Here is a 19,415-nt window from a genome sequence, read left to right as displayed (position 1 = left end):
ATCAAGATGTTTATAAAGTCCTGATTGGCTGTTTTTTTATTTATGATGGTATATCTTCATTATTACTTTCGATTGCAGAACTTTTAGATTCCTCTTCTGTTCCAAACTCAGTATTTACATCGATCGCATAAAAGCCGAGTCGATTTGTATCCTGGTCAATAACGGGTTCCAAAGATTTAATAGGTTTTGTCCCAATTGGACGCAACCCCTTTCTAAGGGAAATACGGACCTCTGTTTCCTGGTCAAGTTTCTGTAGCTGTTCAATTAACGCTTTTACTTTCATCATGATCCCCCACTTACACTATTATAAAGAAATTTATCGCCTACAAGGATTTTACCATTAATAAAAAGCTTGTTCAGGCTGATGTTTGGTAGATACGCATTCGATTTCCCAATTAGATAGGGAAACTTTCCTTGAAAAAAGAATGGATACGAAATAAAAGCTGCCAATGTGGCAGCCTTCCATCTATATCTAAATACATTATTTGTTGGCCAGTAATGAAGAAGATTTCTTTTGTCTTAAGCTAAATGCCACTATTACTCCAATTACAGCAATTATAGCTTCAATAAACAGTGCCATATGCACTGCATCGGTCAAGAGTGCCGTTTCCATTTGTTCTAAAGATCCACTTGTATTGGAGATAGCAGAAACTATTGCCATAATAACTGCTAATCCAATTGCGGAGCCAATTTGTTGACCTGTATTTATAATAGCTGATGCAATCCCTTGTTCTTTAGGCTCAATACCTAAACCAGCGGCAATAAACATTGTTGTGAATACAAAAGCTTGCCCTAGCCCTATAATAATCGTACCCGGTATCATGACCAAAAATGAGTTATTTGCAGATAATTGGGTAAGGATCATAAAGCCAATCACACCCAGTCCCATTCCACTTCCCAATGTACCTGCAATACCTACTGTGCTAATCATCCGATTAATAAACTTGGAACCTACTAGAGCACTTAGTGTCAGTGGCAAGAAACTCACCCCTGATTGGATAGCATTGTAATGTAATACCTCTTGAGTGTAGAGAGTCAAGAAATAGTAAAGCGTTCCAAAAGATGCAGAAAACAAAGCTGCACTAATAGTAGCACTGACTAGACTGCGGATACGAATGATTCTCGAAGGAATTAATGGTTCAATTGTCCGTTTTTCGATAATAATAAATAATAAAAGTAAGCAAAGCCCTATAATTCCAGGGATGACTGTTACCCGATTTAACCATCCCTCGAGAGGGGATTGAATAAGATAATAAACAACTAAAATCATCCCTGCTGTCACTGAAACTGTGCCTGCAAAATCATAATGACGAGTAGTTGACTTTACTTTACTCTCTTGAAGAGCAACTGGTGAAAGTAAAATAATGAGAATAGTAATTGGTACATTTACTAAGAAAATGGCTTCCCAGCCAAAATAATTTGTTAATACCCCTCCAAGTAACAGGCCAAGGGATAAGCCAACTCCTCCCATGGCTGCCCATACAGACATTGCATGGTTTCGTTCTTTACCTTCCGCAAAATTGGACATAATCAATGATAAGGTTGCAGGGGATAATAGAGCTCCACCTAATCCTTGAATAGCTCTTGCCAAAATAAGCATAATTTCAGAATTCACTATACCACCAATTAAAGACCCTAAACCAAAGAGGGCTGTTGCAATTATGAACATTCTCCTTCTCCCCAATAAATCTGACAATCTACCACCAATAAGTAAAAATCCCCCATAAACTAACGAGAATGCACTTACAACCCACTGTAGCGAGTTCGCAGAAAAACCCAAATCTGCTGCTATAGATGGTAAACCAACAAAAATAATCGTATAGTCAAGAGCTAATATTAACTGAGAAACAGCCAAAAGAGTTAACGATAGCCTTTTTAATGTCTTTTCCTTCATACAAAAACATCCTTTCTTTTTAGACCAAACAGTCTGTTATTAACAAAAAAATAATGTATTGAATGATCCAACAATCAAATTTTCTAGACTAAACAGTCAAAAATAGTCAAAATAGAATGAAGCCTTATGTTAGCTTCACCTTAGTCCAGTGTCGTGAGAATAATAGATACATGTTCATCTAATACTTTGTTGTCAGATGATAATTTAGCTACTTGTGTTAAAGAATAACGAGAATGATTCAAGTACTTAGCAAGAGCATTAATGTTTTTATGTTTCCCAAGTTCCCCTTGTTCTTGAGCACGAACTAATGCTTTATAAAAAGCATCCTCCAACCGTTTAAGATCCTGCTTGAAAAACTCAGCGATTTCCAAATCATGAGGAATTTGAGCGATAGCGCTATCCATGATAAAGCATTCTTTTCGTCTCTCTTCATCCTTTAAGACGTTTACTCCTTCGTGGAAAACTTTAGTAATTGATTTTTTCACCGACCCAGGACTTTCCAAATACGATATTACTGTAGCAGTTTTTTCATTCATATAATGCTTTACTGCAGAAATAAACAGATCCTTTTTTGTACCATACGTATCATATAAACTTTGACGAGCTATTCCCAAACCTTCTAATAAGTTTTGAAGAGAAGTGCCTTCATAGCCGTAATGACCAAATACCTCCATCGCTTTATGCAGTACAATAGTTGGATCAAATTCTTTGTTTCTTGCCATTTTATAACACCACCTTTCTTGGTATTTATTTTATTTATTCTAGACTGATTAGTCAAGAAAAAAGATAAAGCGGTTTAATATTTATATAAAAATCATGATACCTACATTTCTAGAAGTTGTTAAGGTGCCTAACTAAATATATAGGCTAAACTAGATGAATTAGGATACGCTACTTAAACTATAAGAATTTTAATTTAGTCTATTTTCATAATAGGGATACTCCAAAAAAAAAATGATTGGCCTGTGCCTCGTTCATGACCAAGCACAGGCCTTACAACTGTTCTTAAGTAAACTTTAGATTACTTCAATTTATTCTAAACACATGAGATTTTTTATTAGCAATTTATTTTACTTGTGCCGGCTCGTAGGTCCCAGGAATGCTTTGGGATGAAATCGCCAATCTGTTCCAACTGTTGATTGTGTTAATGATTGTTATGAGATCGATAAATTGCTTTTCATCAAAATGAAGGCGAACCCGCTCATACAAATCATCTGGGACCCCGTTTGCTGAAATCGTTGTGACTGCTTCCGTTAATTCTAATGCTACCCTTTCAGACTCTTGATAAAATGGTGTCTCACGCCATGCGCTTAAAAAGTAAATTCTTTGTTCAGTCTCACCATTTGCCCTGGCATCCTTTGTATGCATATCTAAGCAAAATGCACAGCCATTGATTTGCGAAGCACGAATTTTCATTAACTCGATTAGTTTGTGATCAATTTCTGTTGTTTTCATATACTTCTCGAATTGACTCATTAACTGATAAACTTCCTTGTTTGTCCCTATAAAATTAATCCGTTGTTCCATGTCTATCTCCTCCGTAAAATTGTTTTATTGTTTCACTTATAAGACAAAATAGAGGATTTATTTGTGACATGAACATAAAAATTTTCTGCATTATTTTATCACTTGAATATGCTTTAATTTATCTGGGTTTGTAATCATAAAGATTCTCTTTATCGATAATTGACTTGCATCTAACGCAAAACATATGACCTTGATAGGAGTGCCATCCCTTACTTGTAAAATTCCTTCCTGACCATTGACCATCACTGGGTGCAATTCTCCTAAGAAGCTTCCCTTAGAGGAAATTCCTTTAAGAAAGGCAAATACCCGTTCTTTGTTTGCAATTGGATTTATTGCAGAACGAACTTTTCCTCCCCCATCGGAAACAAGTACAACATCATCAGTAAGGATCGTCATAAATTCAGCAAAATCCCCTGTCCTCGAAGCATTGATGAATGTTTTCACTATTTGTTCAACTTGATCGGTATTCTCTAAACGAACAGGCTGATCATTCTTTATTTTCCGCTGTGCCCGGCTGTAAATCTTTCTACAATTCACTTCAGTCTTTTCTAGTATTCCAGCAATATCCTTATAATCATAAGCAAATGCTTCTCTAAGAACAAATACCGCCCTTTCAACCGGTGACAGTTGGTCAAGCAAAACGAGAAATGCATATGAAACCGTTTCGTCTGTTATCATCTTATCTAAAAGCTGTTCGGTGTAGTTGACACGTGGCTCTGGCAGCCAAGGTCCTGTGTACATTTCTCTTCTTTTTCGGGCAGATGTCAAAAAGTTTAAACAGCGATTTGTTGTAACTTTCGCAAGATATGCCTTCAAATCCTTAATTTCATCAGTATCAAGCTTTAGATTCAGGAATACATCATGTACAATATCTTCTGCATCGGCAACAGTTCCTACCATCCGATACGCGATGGAAAAAAGAAACGGCTGATACGTTTTATATAATGCATCTAACTCCATCGATTTACCTAACCACCTATCCTTATTTTGCTTATTTTCCAGTTTAAACGATTTCTAGATTCAAAACTATTCTAATTACAAGAAAACGCAAATATTGCTTTTATTAGAAATTCCACTATATTTCCATAGTTTAAAAGAGTTAATGGTAAGCCCCCATTCAAACAACGCATATAAACACGCAGCACCTCCTGGTACGATACATGTATCAATAAAAGGAGGTGCTTTTCCTATGCCACAACAAAAACTAACCATTGTTCCCGTTACATTACATACCGAAAACGAAAATAATTCTGCAACAAAGCCAACAGTGCTTTCCTCCAATCCTACTTGCACGATTAAAACAGCAAACGCTGAAATTTCCTTCTTTAACGGTGTAGATGAGCATATCATCCAAGCGGTCATGAGGGAGTTGAAAAATGGGTGAAACACGACTATACAAGTGTTAAAAACATTTATATCATTTGCGGTAAGACAGATATGAGAAAAGGAATTGATGGGCTTGCCACACTGATTCAAGATTCTTTCGAACTTGATCCATATGGCGATTCCATTTTCTTATTTTCAGGGTGGAGTAAAGACCGCTATAAATGTCTGTATTTTGATGGTGATGGCTTCGCCATGCTGTATAAGCGTTTGGATAGTGGAAAACTTCAATGGCCAAAAGATGAAAATGAAGTACGCCATCTTTCACAACAGGAGCTTCGCTGGCTCCTTGAAGGGTTATCCATTCAGCAGCCAAAAGCCATTCAACCATCGCCAAAAGGTGCGTTCTAAATTCGTTCAAGTCGTTATTTTTATCTTTATTTTCACTGTTCGAACTGATTATAATAGGAGGAACGAAACTGAACGAAACTGAACGAAAGTGGTGAATGATGTGACGAACGTTTCTTCTACGAATGAAAATCAATCTGAGAAATTAATTCGATTGCTTGAAGATCAATTAGCTCATTCGAATCAACAAAATAAAGAGTTATCGAAAAAGTTGGATCAATCGTTGAAACAGATTGAATCGTTAACGCAACAACTTCAACACTTAACCAAGCTCTTATATGGCTCTAAAACAGAAAAATCCAAATACAATACGCCCGACGGGCAAGTGTCCTTATTTGAGGATGACCCGTCTTTTACTGATCCTGAGCACACAGAAGAACAAAGCCAACAGACCATTTCTTATACTGTTGTACGAAAAATTCAACCAAAAAAACGAAATGATTCCTTGCGTGAAGATATTGAAATAGAAGCTATTCACCATCATCCAGCAAATACAATCTGTGACGGTTGCCATGATCAAATGATAGAAATGGGCAGTACAATCGTGCGTGAAGAGGCGAAATTTATTCCTGCGAAAATGATGAAAGTTCAACATATTGAACACGCTTATGAATGTAAAAAATGCAAAAGCGATTCATTACAAAAAGGGCAGATTAAACGTGGTAAAGCGCCACAACCTCCCATTCAACGTAGCATCGCAAGTCCTAGCGTACTTGCCAAAGTGATGTATGATAAATTTTCACAATACTTACCTCTTTACCGTCAGGTAAAGGAATGGGAGCGTTATGGCCTGAACACGAATGATAAGAACCTTTCCAATTGGGTCATTCGTGCCTCACACGATTGGCTATTGCCTATTTACGAACGAATGAAGTCTTTGATGATGGCTAAAACCATTCTACATGTCGATGAAACGTATTCACAAATTATCAACCGTTCCGATGGCAAATCTGGTCAGTCTAACGCCTACAATTGGGTCTATCGAAGTGTGCCCAGTCAAGGTCCAACGATTGTCCTGTTTCAAAGTTCATTATCACGTGCTCGGTCTGTTCTCGAAAGCTTCATTGAAGATTATTCCGGAACGATTGTCTGTGATGGTTATTCGGCCTATGACAAAATAGAAGGCGTCACCTTCGCAAATTGTTGGGCGCATGTTCGCCGTTATTGGATGAAAGCGAACAGCAAGAACGGACAAATCGGTGTCAGCTATTGTGATGCTTTGTATCGACTTGAAAGGAAATTCAAGCATCTGTCTCCCAGTAAGCGAAGAAAGAAACGTCAAAAGTTTGCGTTGCCAATCGTTAAGAAATTCCTTGACTGGGTTGAAAAATCACCATTCTACGGCAAAAATGCGCTTGCAAAAGCAGCTAAATATACTCTGAACAGAGCGAATGGACTAAAAGCATTCTTGAAGGATGGCCGTATCGAAATTGATAATAATCCAGCCGAAAATGCCATTCGTCCAAATGTGATGGGTCGAAAAAACTGGCTCTTTTCCGTCAGTGAAGCTGGTGCAAAAGCCAACGCCATCTGTTTAAGTATCGCAGAAACGGCAAAAGCAAACGGAGTGGATTTCTATCGTTATCTCTTGAAGTTACTGACGGATTTTCCGAATCTTGATATCTATCAACATTCGGAAATTTTAAATCAATATATGCCTTGGTCAAAAATGATCCAAGCAGAATGTGGCAGATAAAATGAAATCACCGTATATCTGATTAAAAAAATCATGATATACGGTGATTTATGATGCGTACGGTTAAGGTATGCTTATTTTTTATAGTTCGGGCTTACAAAAGAAAAGCATTACCTCAAAGGAAGTAATGGATGAAATCGTTCTCCTTTAATTAGTCTCCTTGCTAACCTAATTTCTGTTTCTCTAGCTGCTTGGTAAAAATATCCTCTTATAGTTGCTTCAAATCCTCCAGGTCGTTGAAAAACTTTCCTACAAAAAATCTATTATAAATTTTCCATTAGACGTTTTTTGATTAATTCATAATCGTCCCTAGTAATACCAGGAGCAAATTCTTCAGGTAACTCCTCTAAGTTTGGAATTGGTCCGCCTTCAGGAGTACCAATTTTCACTTCAAGCGGTTGCCCATTTTCCGGATTTGTTCCTTTCCAAATCATTCCGATATCCCTGTATTCTGTTTCGCTCCATGTGAATAGCACATTGCTTAAGCCTTTTTCTATGAACGGTCTGGCATAATCAAATTTTGAGTTATCAAGATTTGGAACTGGAAGCATTTTCGTCAAGTCTACCCCTGTAGCAATTTCGATTGCTTTCGCATAGGCGAGGATATGTGTTCCTCCACGAACAAGTAAATACCCAATCATGGTTCTAGCAACTGGGTTATCAGTCATCTCATAAACTCTCATTTTATGTGTACGTGCACCAATCTCTAGAAAAAAGTTATGTGTTAAATCTAAAACCAGATTTCCACTATTAAAAACATTATCACCAGTCCAAGGTCTTCCCATTGAATCACCTGGTATAGCCGTTTGAGCTGTAGAAATAAAATGGTGGGTGTTTCTCGCATCCTTCCCATTTTGAAGTGGAGTGATATCCGGATTCCCTGGAAAAGTATTACCTACCGATAACAAATTAATCGTATTAGAAACAAGTTCTACATGACCAAATTCTTCTGCTGTAATGCTTGCCACTAACTCATAGAATGGTTTTAGCTTTTTTTTATTTCTGAAGTTAAAAGACTGAAACATATAGTTATTTAAGGTAGACATCTCCCCAAACTTGCCACCCAAGAGTTCTTGTACTGCTGCTGCAGCATTCATATCGCCGTGTGCGGGTATAGGAAGTTCAATTGCCAATTTATTTATTCTTTTAAACATTATTTCCCCTCCACTTCCTTTTTGTTAACCAGGAAAAACCCAAATAATTTGCTGGGTACGAATAAAAAAGGGAGTTCCGTTAGATTCGACAACAATGTGATCTGGCAATACATTTTTCAAGGAGCCACGAACGCTACCTCTTATGGTTTGAACAGTAACAATTTTACCAACAATGGTTGTTAATGTCTGATAAACATATGGATCATAAAAGCTTAACAGGTTGTTGTTTGTCATTTAGATCCTCCTATTCTAAAGTCATTCTTACTGAGTATATGTTTCTCGATATGAAAAAAGACTGAAAAACAACTGTTCAATTTGACTCTTGTTGTTAAATACTATCCTGAAAATAATAAACGGCAATAGCACATTTTTTGCAATACGAAACTAGGCCTAGCAATACCCAATTTTTTAAACTGGACCTAGGAATGACTAATCTAATCCTTTTATGTACGAATTTATACTATGGCTCGCATACGCCGATGTAATTGACAATAAAATTGAAAAGATAAAGCAAGGGCTTGTAGAGTTCAAGAATAAACTTTATGGCACAGGTAATGCCATTCAAAGTATAACGAAAACTCTTGACAAACTATTTCAACGTCAGGACGAACTGTTTCAACGTCAAGACAATATTATCAAGCTACTGGAAGTTGTGTATAACAATTTATAATTGTATGGAACACCAGTAAATCTCGGGCCTATTTCAAAAATTAGAAGTCATTAAGCCGCACTCGAAAGATGGACAAAGATATATTGAAGTTGTATTTATTTATCGCTTTGAAAAATCTGTTGAAACATGTGCCGATATGATTAATTGCGACAGGAGCACCTAATTGGTATGTAAATAAATTAGCAGCAGAGTTAAGCAACAAAGGTGATGACAAACTATTCAAAACCTTATCATTACTTATTCCAGAGGAAGAATTAAAACCAGAATTAAAGAGTATAAAGGGTGGCTATAAAGATATTGATGTGGTCACTGTTTCCGAACAACTAAATCAAAAAGGGATACTGGAGGATGTGGGCGGCGTAACCTATCTTACTCAATTAGCTGGCTCAGTACCAACTACAGCGAATACCATTTATTATTGTGATTTGGTAAAATCGAAAGCCTTGCGTAGGCGAGGAATTGAAGCAGCAAAAAATATAAGATATTTATCGGAGGTACAGGAATTTGAATATGACGAGACATTTTTGACAGAAGTAGAAAATCAGGCTTTAAAAATCCGATCAATGGCGTTCTCATTACTCGCATCTACATTGGGAAGCTTCTCGAAAATGTACATCAAGTATTGATAAGGATTAAGCCCATTTTCTTTGGCTGTTTCTACAATACTATAAGTCACAGCACTAGCCTTCGCTCCTTTCGGAGTGTTTGCAAAAATCCAGTTTTTCCTTTTAGGACTTAAACACATAAAAGAAAAAACTGGCTCTTTTCCGTCAGTGAAGCTGGTGCAAAAGCCAACGCCATCTGTTTAAGTATCGCAGAAACGGCAAAAGCAAACGGAGTGGATTTCTATCGTTATCTCTTGAAGTTACTGACGGATTTTCCGAATCTTGATATCTATCCACATTCGGAAATTTTAAATCAATATATGCCTTGGTCAAAAATGATCCAAGCAGAATGTGGCAGATAAAATGAAATCACCGTATATCTGATTAAAAAAATCATGATATACGGTGATTTATGATGCGTACGGTTAAGGTATGCTTATTTTTTATAGTTCGGGCTTACAAAAGAAAAGCATTACCTCAAAGGAAGTAATGCTGGTAGGAATTTTTAATATTATTAGTCAGCTCATTTAAAATAATTTTTTTCTTTGCCTGAGGTAAATGGCAGCTTAAAATTAGCAAATCAACTAGGTCAGGTTGTTCCTCAGCAATTTCCTGCAAGTAATCCCTGCCAAACTCTTTCATAACAGGTAGCAAACTGCTCATTTTTAATGGAAATCCACATCAATTCTCTTTTTATTTGTTTGAGTTTGTTTAGGCATGATAACTTCTAGTACACCATTCTTATAAGAAGCCTTTATACCTTCCTCAGAAACAGGAGTTGGTAGTGTAATAGCTCTGTGAAAGCTACCTGTGTATCTTTCTCTCCTATGCATATTCTCTTCTTTAATCTCATTAGTTCTGTTAATTGAGCCACTAATTCTCAATACATTATTTTCAATATCAATGTTTACATCTTCTTTACTCTGTAAGCCTGGAATGTCACAAGTTGCTACTACCTCTTTATCTGTTTCATGAACATCCACTCTTATATTCCCCAATTGATTCATTTCATTGTCTAAATGAAAAGGGAAATCATTGAATAATCTGTCAAAATCTCTCCTAATGTTAGTTAATTGTCTAAATGGATCATAAGGTATTAATGCCATTTGTATCATCTCCTTAGTTATTTTTAACAAATATATTTTTTACATTTACTATGTAATTATTCATTTAAGGGATAAGCTGAGTCAGTTTTAGAAAAGCATCCTATTACAGAAAAAGGAGAGCCTAATTAGCTCTCCTCAGTGTCATTAGTTTTAACCTCATATCCAAAAAGCTGTGACCTTTCATCAGGTATCCATTTTCCATCTCTAATCCTGCTCAAGCCCTGATACAAAGAGCCTCCTATAATATTCTCTAACCATTTGGAGCATTCAGTCATAGTATCAAAATCATGTAAGTATACTCCATTTTTATACAGTGAATACTTTTTATGTTGCATACTAACACCTCCTTTGATTGATACATGTATCGTACCAGGAGGTGCTGCGTGTTTATATGCGTTGTTTGAATGGGGGCTTACAGTTAATGAATTAAATACCTGCATAAAAAGAAAAGCCTTGCCCCTCATTGAAGCAAGACTATTCTTAGATTATTAAAATTCAAGACGATAATACTATTATTCTTAATGATGATGCTCATGACCCTCATTTTCATTTTGTGTCCCTTTTTGTAGGGAGTCTAATTCACTTTCCGAAAGTTCTCCTACGACAAATTGCTTTTTAGGCATGATAATGGAGCCATTATGACCTGCGTGTACTTTGACAAAATAGAGGCCGTCATGATTAAAATCCTTGCTTATACTATAAATACCGTTTCCTAGTTCTTTCGCTTCTTCCATCGAATATTTAATCGAGCCATCCTGTTTCCATATTTCAAAATGAACAAAGTCTGCATCCTCCACTCTTTTCCCTTTTTGGGTAAGAATGGCCTTTATCGTTTCTTGTTCATTTGCCGAAAAATTGTTCGGAATGATGAGACATTATTGAAGATACTCTTGATTTTTATAAAGATAATAGAAAGGCTTTACAGGTGCTTCGTAATAAAAAAGATGAAGTTAAGTTAACAATTGATTATATATATAAGTCGAGAAATCAAATTGTTCATAATGGCTATGTGGCAAAAAACCTTATACCTTACTTAGTAAATTTTGCAGAAGGTTATGCAAAGTCATTATTCCAAAGAATTATAGACGTATATCTTAAAGATGAATTTGATCTTCAAAATTATTTTATTAAAGAACAATATGAAGGCGTTTTATTGGAAAAGAAGCTTTCAAGTGGAGACTGTTATGAAATTGGACTTGAAGAATAAAGTTATTGTTTGTAATATACAAAAACAAGCGCTTAGAACCATTTTAAACCAAGGTTCTAAGCTTCTTTTTATGATTCCCACTCTAATAGTTTACTCATTAACTCTTCTGAAAAGGCATTGATAAAAAGGGTAAATCAATATCTAGAAGAGTATTTAGGAGAGCAAATATCTTAACTTGTAAAACTGTTACAGAAACTTACTAAGAAATTAGTGAGTTTTTTCTTTTTTCTTCGCAACTCTAGAACACTAATAAACCAATATTAATTATGAAAGAAGGATATATAACAATTGGGGGATTAGATGTAAAAGGTAGTTAAAAAGTGATTATTAAATAAATGAGAAAACTATTAATAGATTACATCATATGGACTTTATTAAAATAAATAATGCTTTTACAAGACGGTACTACTTACTACTTTTATTATTTCTGAATCATCAAAAATCTTTTCAAATATCGACTGATATCGATTTAAATCTATTACTAACCAGATATAAACATATGGGTTTAGTATAAAATGTATAGTGGTGGATACGTAGAATACAAATAAAACCGTTTGATGTCTTAAAATAGAAATCAAATGGTTTTATTTGTTGAAAGAAAGTGAGTAAATATCATAACAAAATGTAACTAGTTAAAAATCCAAGTAATCCTTATAAGTTATTACCAATATAATTATAGATACAATTGTATAGATTAAAGATGTATAAAAAGCCGACCCTGCATAAAATTTTTTGTTCTCATTTTGATCAACTCTTATTCCCGTAGTTCCTTGGATTTGCATATCAATTTGTTTAGATGTATACCCACCTGAAGAATTGAAAAATTTTATTACAACCATTGCTAATATTCCAACTAAAAATGAATAATCAAAAAAGCCCGCATTAAAGACAAGGGAAATAATAAAGTTGATACCTATTAGTAAAAAAATCGTAACAATAATATTAATTAGTCTTTTAATGACAACCATCCTTTCTTTAAGCTACTTTACTAAATAAACTCTCAAGTCTAAACACATTAGCTCCTAAAAATACATCTTTTACATCTAGATTACTTCCAGTGAAAATTACAGTTGGAAAGCCACGAACTCCAATCTTCCTCACTATTTCTTCGGAGTGAACAATTGGAATCTTTAATTCTTCAACTAAATTAATGTATTCTTCAACATTTTCCTTATGCATAGATATCAATATAGGTTTAATTTTATTTTTGTTATTTACTTTGAGTATATTCAATAATTTAATAATCAACTCTTTACAAGCTGAACAACCAGGACTTATAAATATTATTAAGTAATTTTCTAAAGCATTCTTTTCAATCGAAACTAACTCTTGATTCAAATTAATTGAGTTTAATTTTAATTCAGGAAATTGTTTTAATGGCGTATGAAGTGGAGCTTGTTGTGTACCTTGATGATTAATAGCACTTTTATTCTTCTTTATAATTTCACTGAACTGTTTAAGCATAAATACCATTAAACCGAGTAACAATGTTTGAATTATTATAATAGTTAGTAGTGTATTTTGTATCATTTAATCAATCCCTCCTTATATTTATTTATTGAAATTAATTGAATAATTATTAAATACAAGAAATATAAATTTAAAAGTAATAATATATTATAGAAATTAAAAGAGTAATCTAAATAATTTTCACCAATATAATTTACTGCTATCAATAATACTATAAATAAATTCCTCCAAACTAGTTTCCAAGAGATTTCGTGGTCACCAAGTAACCCTACACAACCACAATCAATTTTTACTTTCCTAATTAAGTTTATTACAATTGCAATTGTATAAATAATTATAATAAAAATTGCTAATATAGTTCCAACTTCAAAATATATATTAAAAATTAAACTTATAGAAATGAATAAATGAATTATCATAGTCAATGTAAAAAAGCTTTTTATAAAACTCATAGGGATTATTTTATAAGCTGAAATATGTTCTAAACTTATCTTATATTTTATTATTTTTTCTACCAATGAAGTTAAGAAGATTAAAACTAAGCTGATGTTTAATAATGAAAAAATACTTTCAATCAATTTCCTACCTCCAATAAATTAGTTTCTTTATACCATTTTGCCTGTGCGTTATACATTTCAGCATATTCACCATTTTTTAAGATAAGCTCTTCGTGGTTACCAATCTCAACAATTTCACCTTTTTTCATCACCACTATTTTATCAGCCATTTTTGCAGAAGCCATTCTATGAGAAATAAAAATGGCTGTTTGATTGTTAACCAAATCATTGAATTTTTCAAAAATTTCTATTTCCGCCTTTGGATCTAATGCTGAAGTCGGTTCATCCAGAATAAACAATTGTCCTCCTTTAAATAAAGCTCTTGATAGAGCAATCTTTTGCCATTGTCCTCCTGAAAGTTCCTCACCATTATTAAACATTCTACCTAAAATGGTATTAAATCCTTTAGGTAATTGCCCAATGAATTTATTTAAATTATTATCTTCAATAATTTTTGTCAACCTTTCGTTATTCACATTATCTAAATTTTCACTGAATGCTATATTCTCTTTAACAGTAAGATTATATTTCATAAAATCTTGAAATATAGTCGTAACTTCCTGAAATATAGAATCTAACTTAATACGATTGAGTGATAATCCCTCGATTTTAATTTCATTATCTTTTGTGGGATATAAACCTAACAGACATTTAATAAGAGTTGTTTTGCCAGAACCATTACTTCCAACTATTGCTATCTTCTCATTAGGTTTTATAGTTAAATTAATATTTTTTAAAATTTGATTATTGTTAAAAGGGTATGTAAAATTTAAATTTTCTATTTCAATCCCCTTATTTATCAGGGGAGGAAAATCTTCAGTCCTTTTACTTGAATAATTATATTTATCGTCTTCAAAGTTTAAAAAATTATATAAATCTGATATGTAAAGGGACTCATTATATATTTGACTAATGTTTTTTGAAAGTCCTTGTAGATTTGTTTGAGATTCTTGAAAAGCTTGCATGACAGCCACAAAGCTACCTACACTAACAGATTTCCCCGTTTTTAATATCCACACAACAAGTAAAGATGAAATAAAATAGACTGTAGCAGATAAAGAGGAGATTCCAATATACATTAGCTCTCTTTTTTGTCCTAAACTTATTTCTTGTTTTGCTAATTTTTTAAATACTTTCGACCATTTATTTAAAATATATTCTCTGGAATTAAATAATTTAAGCTCCATTGCACTTTGCTTATTAGACATTAGCAAACTTAAATAGTTAGTCATCCGTGTTTCAGGAGATTGATTTTTATAAAGAACAAACGTACTTAGACCAAACTTTTTTTCATATACTAAATATGGAACCGTTACGAGAATGCTTAATAATGCTAAAATCCAATGAACGCTACACAAGTAAATCATTAGTGAAATTAACGTTATTGCATGTTGTATAACCATAAATAAAGAAGATAATGGACTTAATAATCTCTGTCCCTTTTTAAATTTTAATCTTTCTAAATGGTCATTAAAAGATGGATTATCAAAGTAAAAAATTGGAGAGGAGGAGGTTTTTTCAGAGATTTTATTTTCTAAATAATGGTCAATTTCCTTTTCCGCTCTAATATTCACTAAATTGAAAATATTATTACAAGTCGGTTTAATAATCATAAGGAGTAATTGTATCAATAATAAATAAAGAATAGGTGTTATATCTTTACTAGGTAAATTAATGAATTGAACAATCTCTCTTATTAATTTTTCAGTAATTATTACTGTAAAGATAGGTAGTATTCCACTAATTAGTCGTATTAAGCTAGTTATTATTATCCAAGACTTCGCTTGATTCCATGCAATTTTTAAGGCAAAACTTATCATCATTATATTTACACCTTCTTAGTAAACAAGCCACTAGTAACTAGTGGCTTGTAGAGCTTTCGAAAATTACTACTATGAAAGTAGTTCACAATAGCAATAATTTCCTGGTCCTGGACCAGAACCATCACATACAGGGAAATAACCACACGGACAACCTTCATAACATGGACCTAAAGCGATAAATTCCATTATTAATTCTCTCCCTTCGCATATATTATTGTAATATTACATATTCATGGTAACATAATTTATTCAGAAAATTATCTATTTTTGACATTTTTTTAAAATTAAGTAAATTTATTCTATTTTATATAATTAAATAATAGTAAATTATTACTAATAAATAGTATGACTTAAAATCACCTTTTAACTATTAATAATCTCTTTAATATTTTTATCTTTACTATGCAAAGCATCTCTAATTGAATTTTTTATTACTACAAGAGAAATTACTGTAAGTGTATAAAATATTATCGGAATAAGGGGTATCCAAGGTTTAGTTTTTAATAACGGATAATAACTCCCTATTAATCCAGACCATTCATACGAAAGAGTTTTTGGAGCATCAACTTGGCTATAGTCTACAAAAGTTCCTCCAAAAAATATTTTCAATACCCCTAAATGAGCAAATATAGTTAGTACTTGGATAAATTGCTGTAAAAATAAAAGAATTCCTTGTTCACTAAAACGAGGGAGTATATGCCTTGAAAATATATGGAGTTTTGTACCGCCTAATACCTTTGAAGTCTCTATAAAATCCTCATTCCAATAACTTCTCATTAGGGAAGTTATATGTAATGTTAATGTAGGTATAGCAATAAAAGTTAATACTATTGTTTCAAATAAAGCCCTAATTATAAATGGTTCTGCTTTTCCATCTGGAGGAATAATAAGGACATTTACTAAAAGGAAATAAGCTATTAAAATTTGAGGAATAATTGTAAAAGGTTCAGTGATTGTTCTTAATAAAGGAATCCATTTATAAAGATAGGTTGATAACAACGATGAAAATAAAAAGGCTATGCCTATCCTTAGAATTGTTACTATTAAAGCAGAACCAATTGTATATTTTGAACCTTCAATAATGATATTCAATAAATCATAACCATGAATATCGGTTCCTAATGGATGTTCAAAGGAAGGAGGAAATGGGGGACTGGAAATAAAATCGCCATTACTATCGAATTTCATATTTGTTTGCTTAATTTCCCCATCAAAAATTATTGAATTGCCTATACTCAATAGCAATAAAGAAACTATAAAGAAAGAACTCAATAAGAACTTTTTGTCTCTATATAAATATTTCAGCATTTATTTAACATCCTTTTCATAATTATTTGGAATAAATAATAAGGCTATTTTGTAGCAAACAAAAAAGGGAAGATAAATAAGCAACATAACTAATACAAAGACTTCTGGTTCTCTATAACTAAGTAAAAAGTGGAAGATCCCCTGATTTTGAAATAAATATTCTATTATTACAAGTGTTGATAACATTGACCATATAAGAGTCTTGGAATTAATAAATAATTCATATAAAATATTTCTAAAAATATGTCTACTAAAAATAAAAGTGTTAGATAGCCCTTTTGATTTGGCTAATAATATATAATTTTTGATTACTTCATTTTTAACACTTAGTAAGGAAACCTTTGTAAAATATGTAATTGAAGGTACTGATAAAATAATTATTGGTAATAACACACTAGATTCATGCCCGAAGCCACTTATCTTAGCTAATAAAATTCCTGTTTTCTTAAAAAATGTGATAACAAAGAGCTGGAGTAGACTTATGATAAGTAAATCTGGAATAGCATCTATATAATCTAAAATTTCCCCTATAAGACTACTGTTTTTCTGAAAAAATGTAAAAATTATGCAGGTTAGAATTGTTGAAATAACTATTGATATGAAAAAAGTGATAATAAATACATTAAAAGTTTCATAACTTTTATTTATTATTTGCGGAAACAATTCGCCATTTACCCAGTAGGTACTGTTATCAAAATGAATTAATTTATTTATTAAATTTAGATTAGCTTTAAAATACTCTATGAAATTAAGTTTCATATCCTTTAGGAGAATAGGGTAGTACTTATTGAGATGATTATAATGATGGACAAAAATACCTGTATTATTAAAAATAAGAGTTTTTTTATGAATTTATATTTCCCCATAATATCCTCCCATATTGTCATGTAATTTATTTCCTATTGTAACATATATATTTGACTGCTTATTTAAAATAATTGTAATAAAAACTAAAAAATGTATTTTTAAGAATGTATGATACTTGATATCACTCTAAAAAATTTCTCTGTATAAACTTTATTAACAAAACAAATTTTTTTATAAATCAACACCTATCATGCTTTCTTAGAAGAATGAAAATCACTAGATTTCTTTACATCAACTTAATCGTCTACCATTATTTTTTTTCGCTACAGGTATTAACGCATTAACAGAGAGATACCCAACATTTAAAGATGCATTTAAAGCATACCAAACTGAAAAGAAGTTCTTAACGGAGTGGAATAAAAACGCATAAATTATTTAATGTTTTTACTTTGATACAGGAACCTATATTTTAGGTTCCTGTTTTTTTATTTAGCAAATACCAAAAATCAAACAAGGTCAAAACTACTGTCAATTCCCTGCTGATTATAAGCAAAGCCATGTTTATCAAACGATTCTGACTCAGCCAAAACAGGCTATCTCATGCCCACCTCTCCATATTCTTGGAAAGGACTATAGAAATTAAGATGCAGTTTAATTAAGTTCCGCTCTTTGTGTAAATATATACGAATTGTGTTAAAATTTTACTTATAAATATTGAATATAATATGTTTTGCCACTAAGGTTAAACTCAAAAACTAAAAATTAGGAGAAAAATAATATATGAAGTACTTAGCATTAGATACTAATATTTATTTAGATATGGTTGTATCAAGGAATAAAGGTCATAAGTCTGAATCCTATAATCAAATGCAGAAATTATTAGATTTTGGAGAAATTAGATTACTTGTACCATCTATTATTATAACTGAGGTAAAACGACATTTAGATACAGAAATTGAAAAAATATTTAATGAACTGAAAGATATCAAGAAAAGGGTTGAGGGACTTTATTGGATAAATAATGTTGAGGAGATGAGAGCATTTACAGCATTAATACCAGCTGTAAAAACTGGTATTAAAGACTTACATTCATTGTTTGAAGAAAAGAAAAATCAATATATTTCTGATGCACATGCACTTTTTAATAAACTATTTGAGCATGAGAATGTAATAATTCTTGAAGAAACACCAAACATACTACATAGAGCGAATATAAGAAAATTACATAAGAAAAGACCATTTCATTATAACGATACTAAAAAAGATTCTATTGCAGATGCAGTAATAATAGAAACATTAATAAATATTAAAGAAAATGATAGTATTAATTTTACTCAAGATGATCAAATATTTTTTATCGCTAGAAACCCAAAAGACTTCTCTGAGCAACAACAAAACTCTGAACTGCATTCGGATATAAAGGAAAGTCTAGATTTAGCTGAGCTTACTAATCAATTTAATTATAGAATACATTTTACTAAGACTTTATTAGATGATTTTAGAGATGAAATCGAACATGCAGGTGTGTTAGAGGAGTTAGAACATGAAAGAGAGAGAGAGTTATATGAAGAGTTTGAGTATGAAGAAATGGAGAGGAATAGAGAAGCAGGTGGTTTAATTTCACTCTCAGCAGATTGGGAACAAATTATAATAGACCTCCCAAAAGTAGATAAAATGATGGAGTATTTAAATGAATGTAAAGAAAATCTTTTAAGTGACTTTGAAAGTTTTTCAGAAGACTATTGTATTTTGCAAGAAAAAAGTGCATAGTTGCGCAAGAAATTTTGCAGAGTTTTGCCACCCAATCGTTTTAATTTATCTTGCACGTGATAAAGCGTTTGATAATCTATAACTTCCGCC

22 protein-coding genes and 3 pseudogenes are annotated in these 19,415 nt (G+C 32.5%); 7 read left to right on the top strand and 18 right to left on the bottom strand.

Annotated features, from left to right (window positions below; translation table 11 throughout):
* Positions 1 to 40 precede the first annotated feature (40 nt).
* The 5 genes from ACTJJ9_RS20670 to ACTJJ9_RS20650 all read right to left on the bottom strand — a co-directional run bounded on the left by ACTJJ9_RS20670 (position 41) and on the right by ACTJJ9_RS20650 (position 4,381).
* A complete protein-coding gene (locus tag ACTJJ9_RS20670; protein WP_440768852.1) occupies positions 41 to 286 on the bottom strand; it encodes a hypothetical protein in 246 nt (81 codons plus the stop codon).
* A 195-nt stretch (positions 287 to 481) separates the two neighbouring features.
* Positions 482 to 1,894 (bottom strand): MFS transporter, encoded by a 1,413-nt coding sequence (locus ACTJJ9_RS20665; protein WP_145583528.1) that lies wholly within the window; start codon positions 1,892 to 1,894, stop codon positions 482 to 484.
* Between the two features lie 140 nt (positions 1,895 to 2,034).
* Complete coding sequence (locus ACTJJ9_RS20660; RefSeq protein ID WP_095301869.1) at positions 2,035 to 2,616, bottom strand: TetR/AcrR family transcriptional regulator; 582 nt, start codon at positions 2,614 to 2,616, stop codon at positions 2,035 to 2,037.
* A gap of 343 nt (positions 2,617 to 2,959) precedes the next feature.
* The gene (locus ACTJJ9_RS20655; protein ID WP_145583525.1) at positions 2,960 to 3,421 is read right to left on the bottom strand and encodes a carboxymuconolactone decarboxylase family protein; all 462 of its coding nucleotides are present in this window, start codon (positions 3,419 to 3,421) and stop codon (positions 2,960 to 2,962) included.
* A 90-nt stretch (positions 3,422 to 3,511) separates the two neighbouring features.
* A complete protein-coding gene (locus ACTJJ9_RS20650; RefSeq protein WP_145583523.1) occupies positions 3,512 to 4,381 on the bottom strand; it encodes an RNA polymerase sigma-70 factor in 870 nt (289 codons plus the stop codon).
* A 229-nt stretch (positions 4,382 to 4,610) separates the two neighbouring features.
* Here ACTJJ9_RS20650 and ACTJJ9_RS20645 point away from each other — a divergent pair, with 229 nt between their 5' ends.
* The 3 genes from ACTJJ9_RS20645 (at position 4,611) to tnpC (ending at position 6,848) form a co-directional block, all read left to right on the top strand.
* Positions 4,611 to 4,805 (top strand): hypothetical protein, encoded by a 195-nt coding sequence (locus ACTJJ9_RS20645; RefSeq protein WP_039238838.1) that lies wholly within the window; start codon positions 4,611 to 4,613, stop codon positions 4,803 to 4,805.
* The gene (gene tnpB, locus ACTJJ9_RS20640) at positions 4,802 to 5,155 is read left to right on the top strand and encodes an IS66 family insertion sequence element accessory protein TnpB (RefSeq protein WP_140384346.1); all 354 of its coding nucleotides are present in this window, start codon (positions 4,802 to 4,804) and stop codon (positions 5,153 to 5,155) included. The genes ACTJJ9_RS20645 and tnpB overlap by 4 nt, the downstream gene beginning before the upstream one ends.
* 100 nt (positions 5,156 to 5,255) lie before the next feature.
* Complete coding sequence (gene tnpC / locus ACTJJ9_RS20635) at positions 5,256 to 6,848, top strand: IS66 family transposase (protein WP_145583521.1); 1,593 nt, start codon at positions 5,256 to 5,258, stop codon at positions 6,846 to 6,848.
* 128 nt (positions 6,849 to 6,976) lie between these two features.
* Here the strand turns inward: tnpC and ACTJJ9_RS20630 are convergent.
* From ACTJJ9_RS20630 to ACTJJ9_RS20620, 3 genes and pseudogenes are all read right to left on the bottom strand, one after another.
* Positions 6,977 to 7,093 (bottom strand): annotated as a pseudogene (locus ACTJJ9_RS20630) (cell wall hydrolase); the annotation flags it as partial.
* A gap of 18 nt (positions 7,094 to 7,111) precedes the next feature.
* Positions 7,112 to 8,002, bottom strand: coding sequence for a manganese catalase family protein (locus ACTJJ9_RS20625; protein WP_031538344.1), 891 nt, complete (start codon positions 8,000 to 8,002; stop codon positions 7,112 to 7,114).
* Between the two features lie 24 nt (positions 8,003 to 8,026).
* Complete coding sequence (locus tag ACTJJ9_RS20620; protein ID WP_031538343.1) at positions 8,027 to 8,236, bottom strand: YuzF family protein; 210 nt, start codon at positions 8,234 to 8,236, stop codon at positions 8,027 to 8,029.
* 738 nt (positions 8,237 to 8,974) lie between these two features.
* On the opposite strand from ACTJJ9_RS20620, the gene ACTJJ9_RS20615 reads away from it, so the two are divergent.
* The gene (locus ACTJJ9_RS20615) at positions 8,975 to 9,298 is read left to right on the top strand and encodes a DnaB-like helicase N-terminal domain-containing protein (protein WP_076315514.1); all 324 of its coding nucleotides are present in this window, start codon (positions 8,975 to 8,977) and stop codon (positions 9,296 to 9,298) included.
* Here the strand turns inward: ACTJJ9_RS20615 and ACTJJ9_RS20610 are convergent.
* A pseudogene (locus ACTJJ9_RS20610) lies at positions 9,214 to 9,399 on the bottom strand (transposase domain-containing protein); the annotation flags it as partial. The gene ACTJJ9_RS20615 and the pseudogene ACTJJ9_RS20610 sit on opposite strands and share 85 nt — an antisense overlap.
* A gap of 21 nt (positions 9,400 to 9,420) precedes the next feature.
* Here ACTJJ9_RS20610 and ACTJJ9_RS20605 point away from each other — a divergent pair.
* Positions 9,421 to 9,639 (top strand): annotated as a pseudogene (locus ACTJJ9_RS20605) (IS66 family transposase); the annotation flags it as partial.
* 115 nt (positions 9,640 to 9,754) lie between these two features.
* Here ACTJJ9_RS20605 and ACTJJ9_RS20600 read toward each other — a convergent pair.
* The 4 genes from ACTJJ9_RS20600 to ACTJJ9_RS20585 all read right to left on the bottom strand — a co-directional run bounded on the left by ACTJJ9_RS20600 (position 9,755) and on the right by ACTJJ9_RS20585 (position 11,249).
* The gene (locus ACTJJ9_RS20600; protein ID WP_058005451.1) at positions 9,755 to 9,940 is read right to left on the bottom strand and encodes a hypothetical protein; all 186 of its coding nucleotides are present in this window, start codon (positions 9,938 to 9,940) and stop codon (positions 9,755 to 9,757) included.
* 2 nt (positions 9,941 to 9,942) lie between these two features.
* Positions 9,943 to 10,383 carry an Hsp20/alpha crystallin family protein gene (locus ACTJJ9_RS20595; protein WP_039238847.1) on the bottom strand — a complete coding sequence of 147 codons (441 nt, stop codon included), beginning with the start codon at positions 10,381 to 10,383 and terminating at the stop codon, positions 9,943 to 9,945.
* Positions 10,384 to 10,508: 125 nt separating this feature from the next.
* A complete protein-coding gene (locus ACTJJ9_RS20590) occupies positions 10,509 to 10,718 on the bottom strand; it encodes a hypothetical protein (protein ID WP_025910116.1) in 210 nt (69 codons plus the stop codon).
* Positions 10,719 to 10,901: 183 nt separating this feature from the next.
* Positions 10,902 to 11,249, bottom strand: coding sequence for a FixH family protein (locus ACTJJ9_RS20585; RefSeq protein WP_255451974.1), 348 nt, complete (start codon positions 11,247 to 11,249; stop codon positions 10,902 to 10,904).
* A 59-nt stretch (positions 11,250 to 11,308) separates the two neighbouring features.
* Here ACTJJ9_RS20585 and ACTJJ9_RS20580 point away from each other — a divergent pair, with 59 nt between their 5' ends.
* Entirely contained in the window at positions 11,309 to 11,590 is a 282-nt protein-coding gene (locus tag ACTJJ9_RS20580; protein WP_255451972.1) for a hypothetical protein, read from the top strand.
* 975 nt (positions 11,591 to 12,565) lie between these two features.
* Here the strand turns inward: ACTJJ9_RS20580 and ACTJJ9_RS20575 are convergent.
* The 5 genes from ACTJJ9_RS20575 to ACTJJ9_RS20555 form a co-directional block, all read right to left on the bottom strand.
* Entirely contained in the window at positions 12,566 to 13,120 is a 555-nt protein-coding gene (locus tag ACTJJ9_RS20575) for a thioredoxin fold domain-containing protein (protein WP_145583517.1), read from the bottom strand.
* The gene (locus ACTJJ9_RS20570; protein WP_440768851.1) at positions 13,117 to 13,638 is read right to left on the bottom strand and encodes a MauE/DoxX family redox-associated membrane protein; all 522 of its coding nucleotides are present in this window, start codon (positions 13,636 to 13,638) and stop codon (positions 13,117 to 13,119) included. Before ACTJJ9_RS20570 ends, ACTJJ9_RS20575 begins: the two co-directional genes overlap by 4 nt.
* Positions 13,635 to 15,440: an ABC transporter ATP-binding protein gene (locus ACTJJ9_RS20565; protein WP_145585283.1), complete on the bottom strand. Its 1,806-nt coding sequence runs from the start codon at positions 15,438 to 15,440 to the stop codon at positions 13,635 to 13,637. The genes ACTJJ9_RS20570 and ACTJJ9_RS20565 overlap by 4 nt, the downstream gene beginning before the upstream one ends.
* Before the next feature lie 363 nt (positions 15,441 to 15,803).
* Positions 15,804 to 16,748, bottom strand: coding sequence for an ABC transporter permease (locus ACTJJ9_RS20560; protein ID WP_440768850.1), 945 nt, complete (start codon positions 16,746 to 16,748; stop codon positions 15,804 to 15,806).
* Positions 16,749 to 17,507, bottom strand: a complete 759-nt coding sequence (locus ACTJJ9_RS20555) for an ABC transporter permease subunit (protein WP_440768849.1) — start codon at positions 17,505 to 17,507, stop codon at positions 16,749 to 16,751.
* Between the two features lie 828 nt (positions 17,508 to 18,335).
* Here ACTJJ9_RS20555 and ACTJJ9_RS20550 point away from each other — a divergent pair.
* Positions 18,336 to 19,325 carry a PIN domain-containing protein gene (locus ACTJJ9_RS20550; protein ID WP_145585277.1) on the top strand — a complete coding sequence of 330 codons (990 nt, stop codon included), beginning with the start codon at positions 18,336 to 18,338 and terminating at the stop codon, positions 19,323 to 19,325.
* The last annotated feature ends 90 nt before the right edge of the window (positions 19,326 to 19,415 follow it).

Origin of the sequence: Metabacillus sp. 22489, from assembly GCF_052044855.1 — a bacterium.
In the GTDB taxonomy this organism is placed as follows: Bacteria; Bacillota; Bacilli; order Bacillales; family Bacillaceae; genus Metabacillus; species Metabacillus niabensis.
This window is presented reverse-complemented; position numbering and strand designations above follow the sequence as displayed.

Coding starts and splice junctions, on each gene's coding strand:
- ACTJJ9_RS20655 (WP_145583525.1), bottom strand. CDS start 3,421: ATGGAACAACGGATTAATTTTATAGGGACAAACAAGGAAGTTTATCAG.
- ACTJJ9_RS20590 (WP_025910116.1), bottom strand. CDS start 10,718: ATGCAACATAAAAAGTATTCACTGTATAAAAATGGAGTATACTTACAT.
- ACTJJ9_RS20670 (WP_440768852.1), bottom strand. CDS start 286: ATGATGAAAGTAAAAGCGTTAATTGAACAGCTACAGAAACTTGACCAG.
- ACTJJ9_RS20595 (WP_039238847.1), bottom strand. CDS start 10,383: ATGGCATTAATACCTTATGATCCATTTAGACAATTAACTAACATTAGG.
- ACTJJ9_RS20600 (WP_058005451.1), bottom strand. CDS start 9,940: ATGAGCAGTTTGCTACCTGTTATGAAAGAGTTTGGCAGGGATTACTTG.
- ACTJJ9_RS20550 (WP_145585277.1), top strand. CDS start 18,336: ATGAAGTACTTAGCATTAGATACTAATATTTATTTAGATATGGTTGTA.
- ACTJJ9_RS20665 (WP_145583528.1), bottom strand. CDS start 1,894: ATGAAGGAAAAGACATTAAAAAGGCTATCGTTAACTCTTTTGGCTGTT.
- ACTJJ9_RS20565 (WP_145585283.1), bottom strand. CDS start 15,440: ATGATGATAAGTTTTGCCTTAAAAATTGCATGGAATCAAGCGAAGTCT.
- ACTJJ9_RS20645 (WP_039238838.1), top strand. CDS start 4,611: ATGCCACAACAAAAACTAACCATTGTTCCCGTTACATTACATACCGAA.
- ACTJJ9_RS20625 (WP_031538344.1), bottom strand. CDS start 8,002: ATGTTTAAAAGAATAAATAAATTGGCAATTGAACTTCCTATACCCGCA.
- ACTJJ9_RS20555 (WP_440768849.1), bottom strand. CDS start 17,507: ATGAAACTTAATTTCATAGAGTATTTTAAAGCTAATCTAAATTTAATA.
- ACTJJ9_RS20575 (WP_145583517.1), bottom strand. CDS start 13,120: ATGATACAAAATACACTACTAACTATTATAATAATTCAAACATTGTTA.
- ACTJJ9_RS20650 (WP_145583523.1), bottom strand. CDS start 4,381: ATGGAGTTAGATGCATTATATAAAACGTATCAGCCGTTTCTTTTTTCC.
- ACTJJ9_RS20620 (WP_031538343.1), bottom strand. CDS start 8,236: ATGACAAACAACAACCTGTTAAGCTTTTATGATCCATATGTTTATCAG.
- ACTJJ9_RS20560 (WP_440768850.1), bottom strand. CDS start 16,748: ATGCTGAAATATTTATATAGAGACAAAAAGTTCTTATTGAGTTCTTTC.
- ACTJJ9_RS20660 (WP_095301869.1), bottom strand. CDS start 2,616: ATGGCAAGAAACAAAGAATTTGATCCAACTATTGTACTGCATAAAGCG.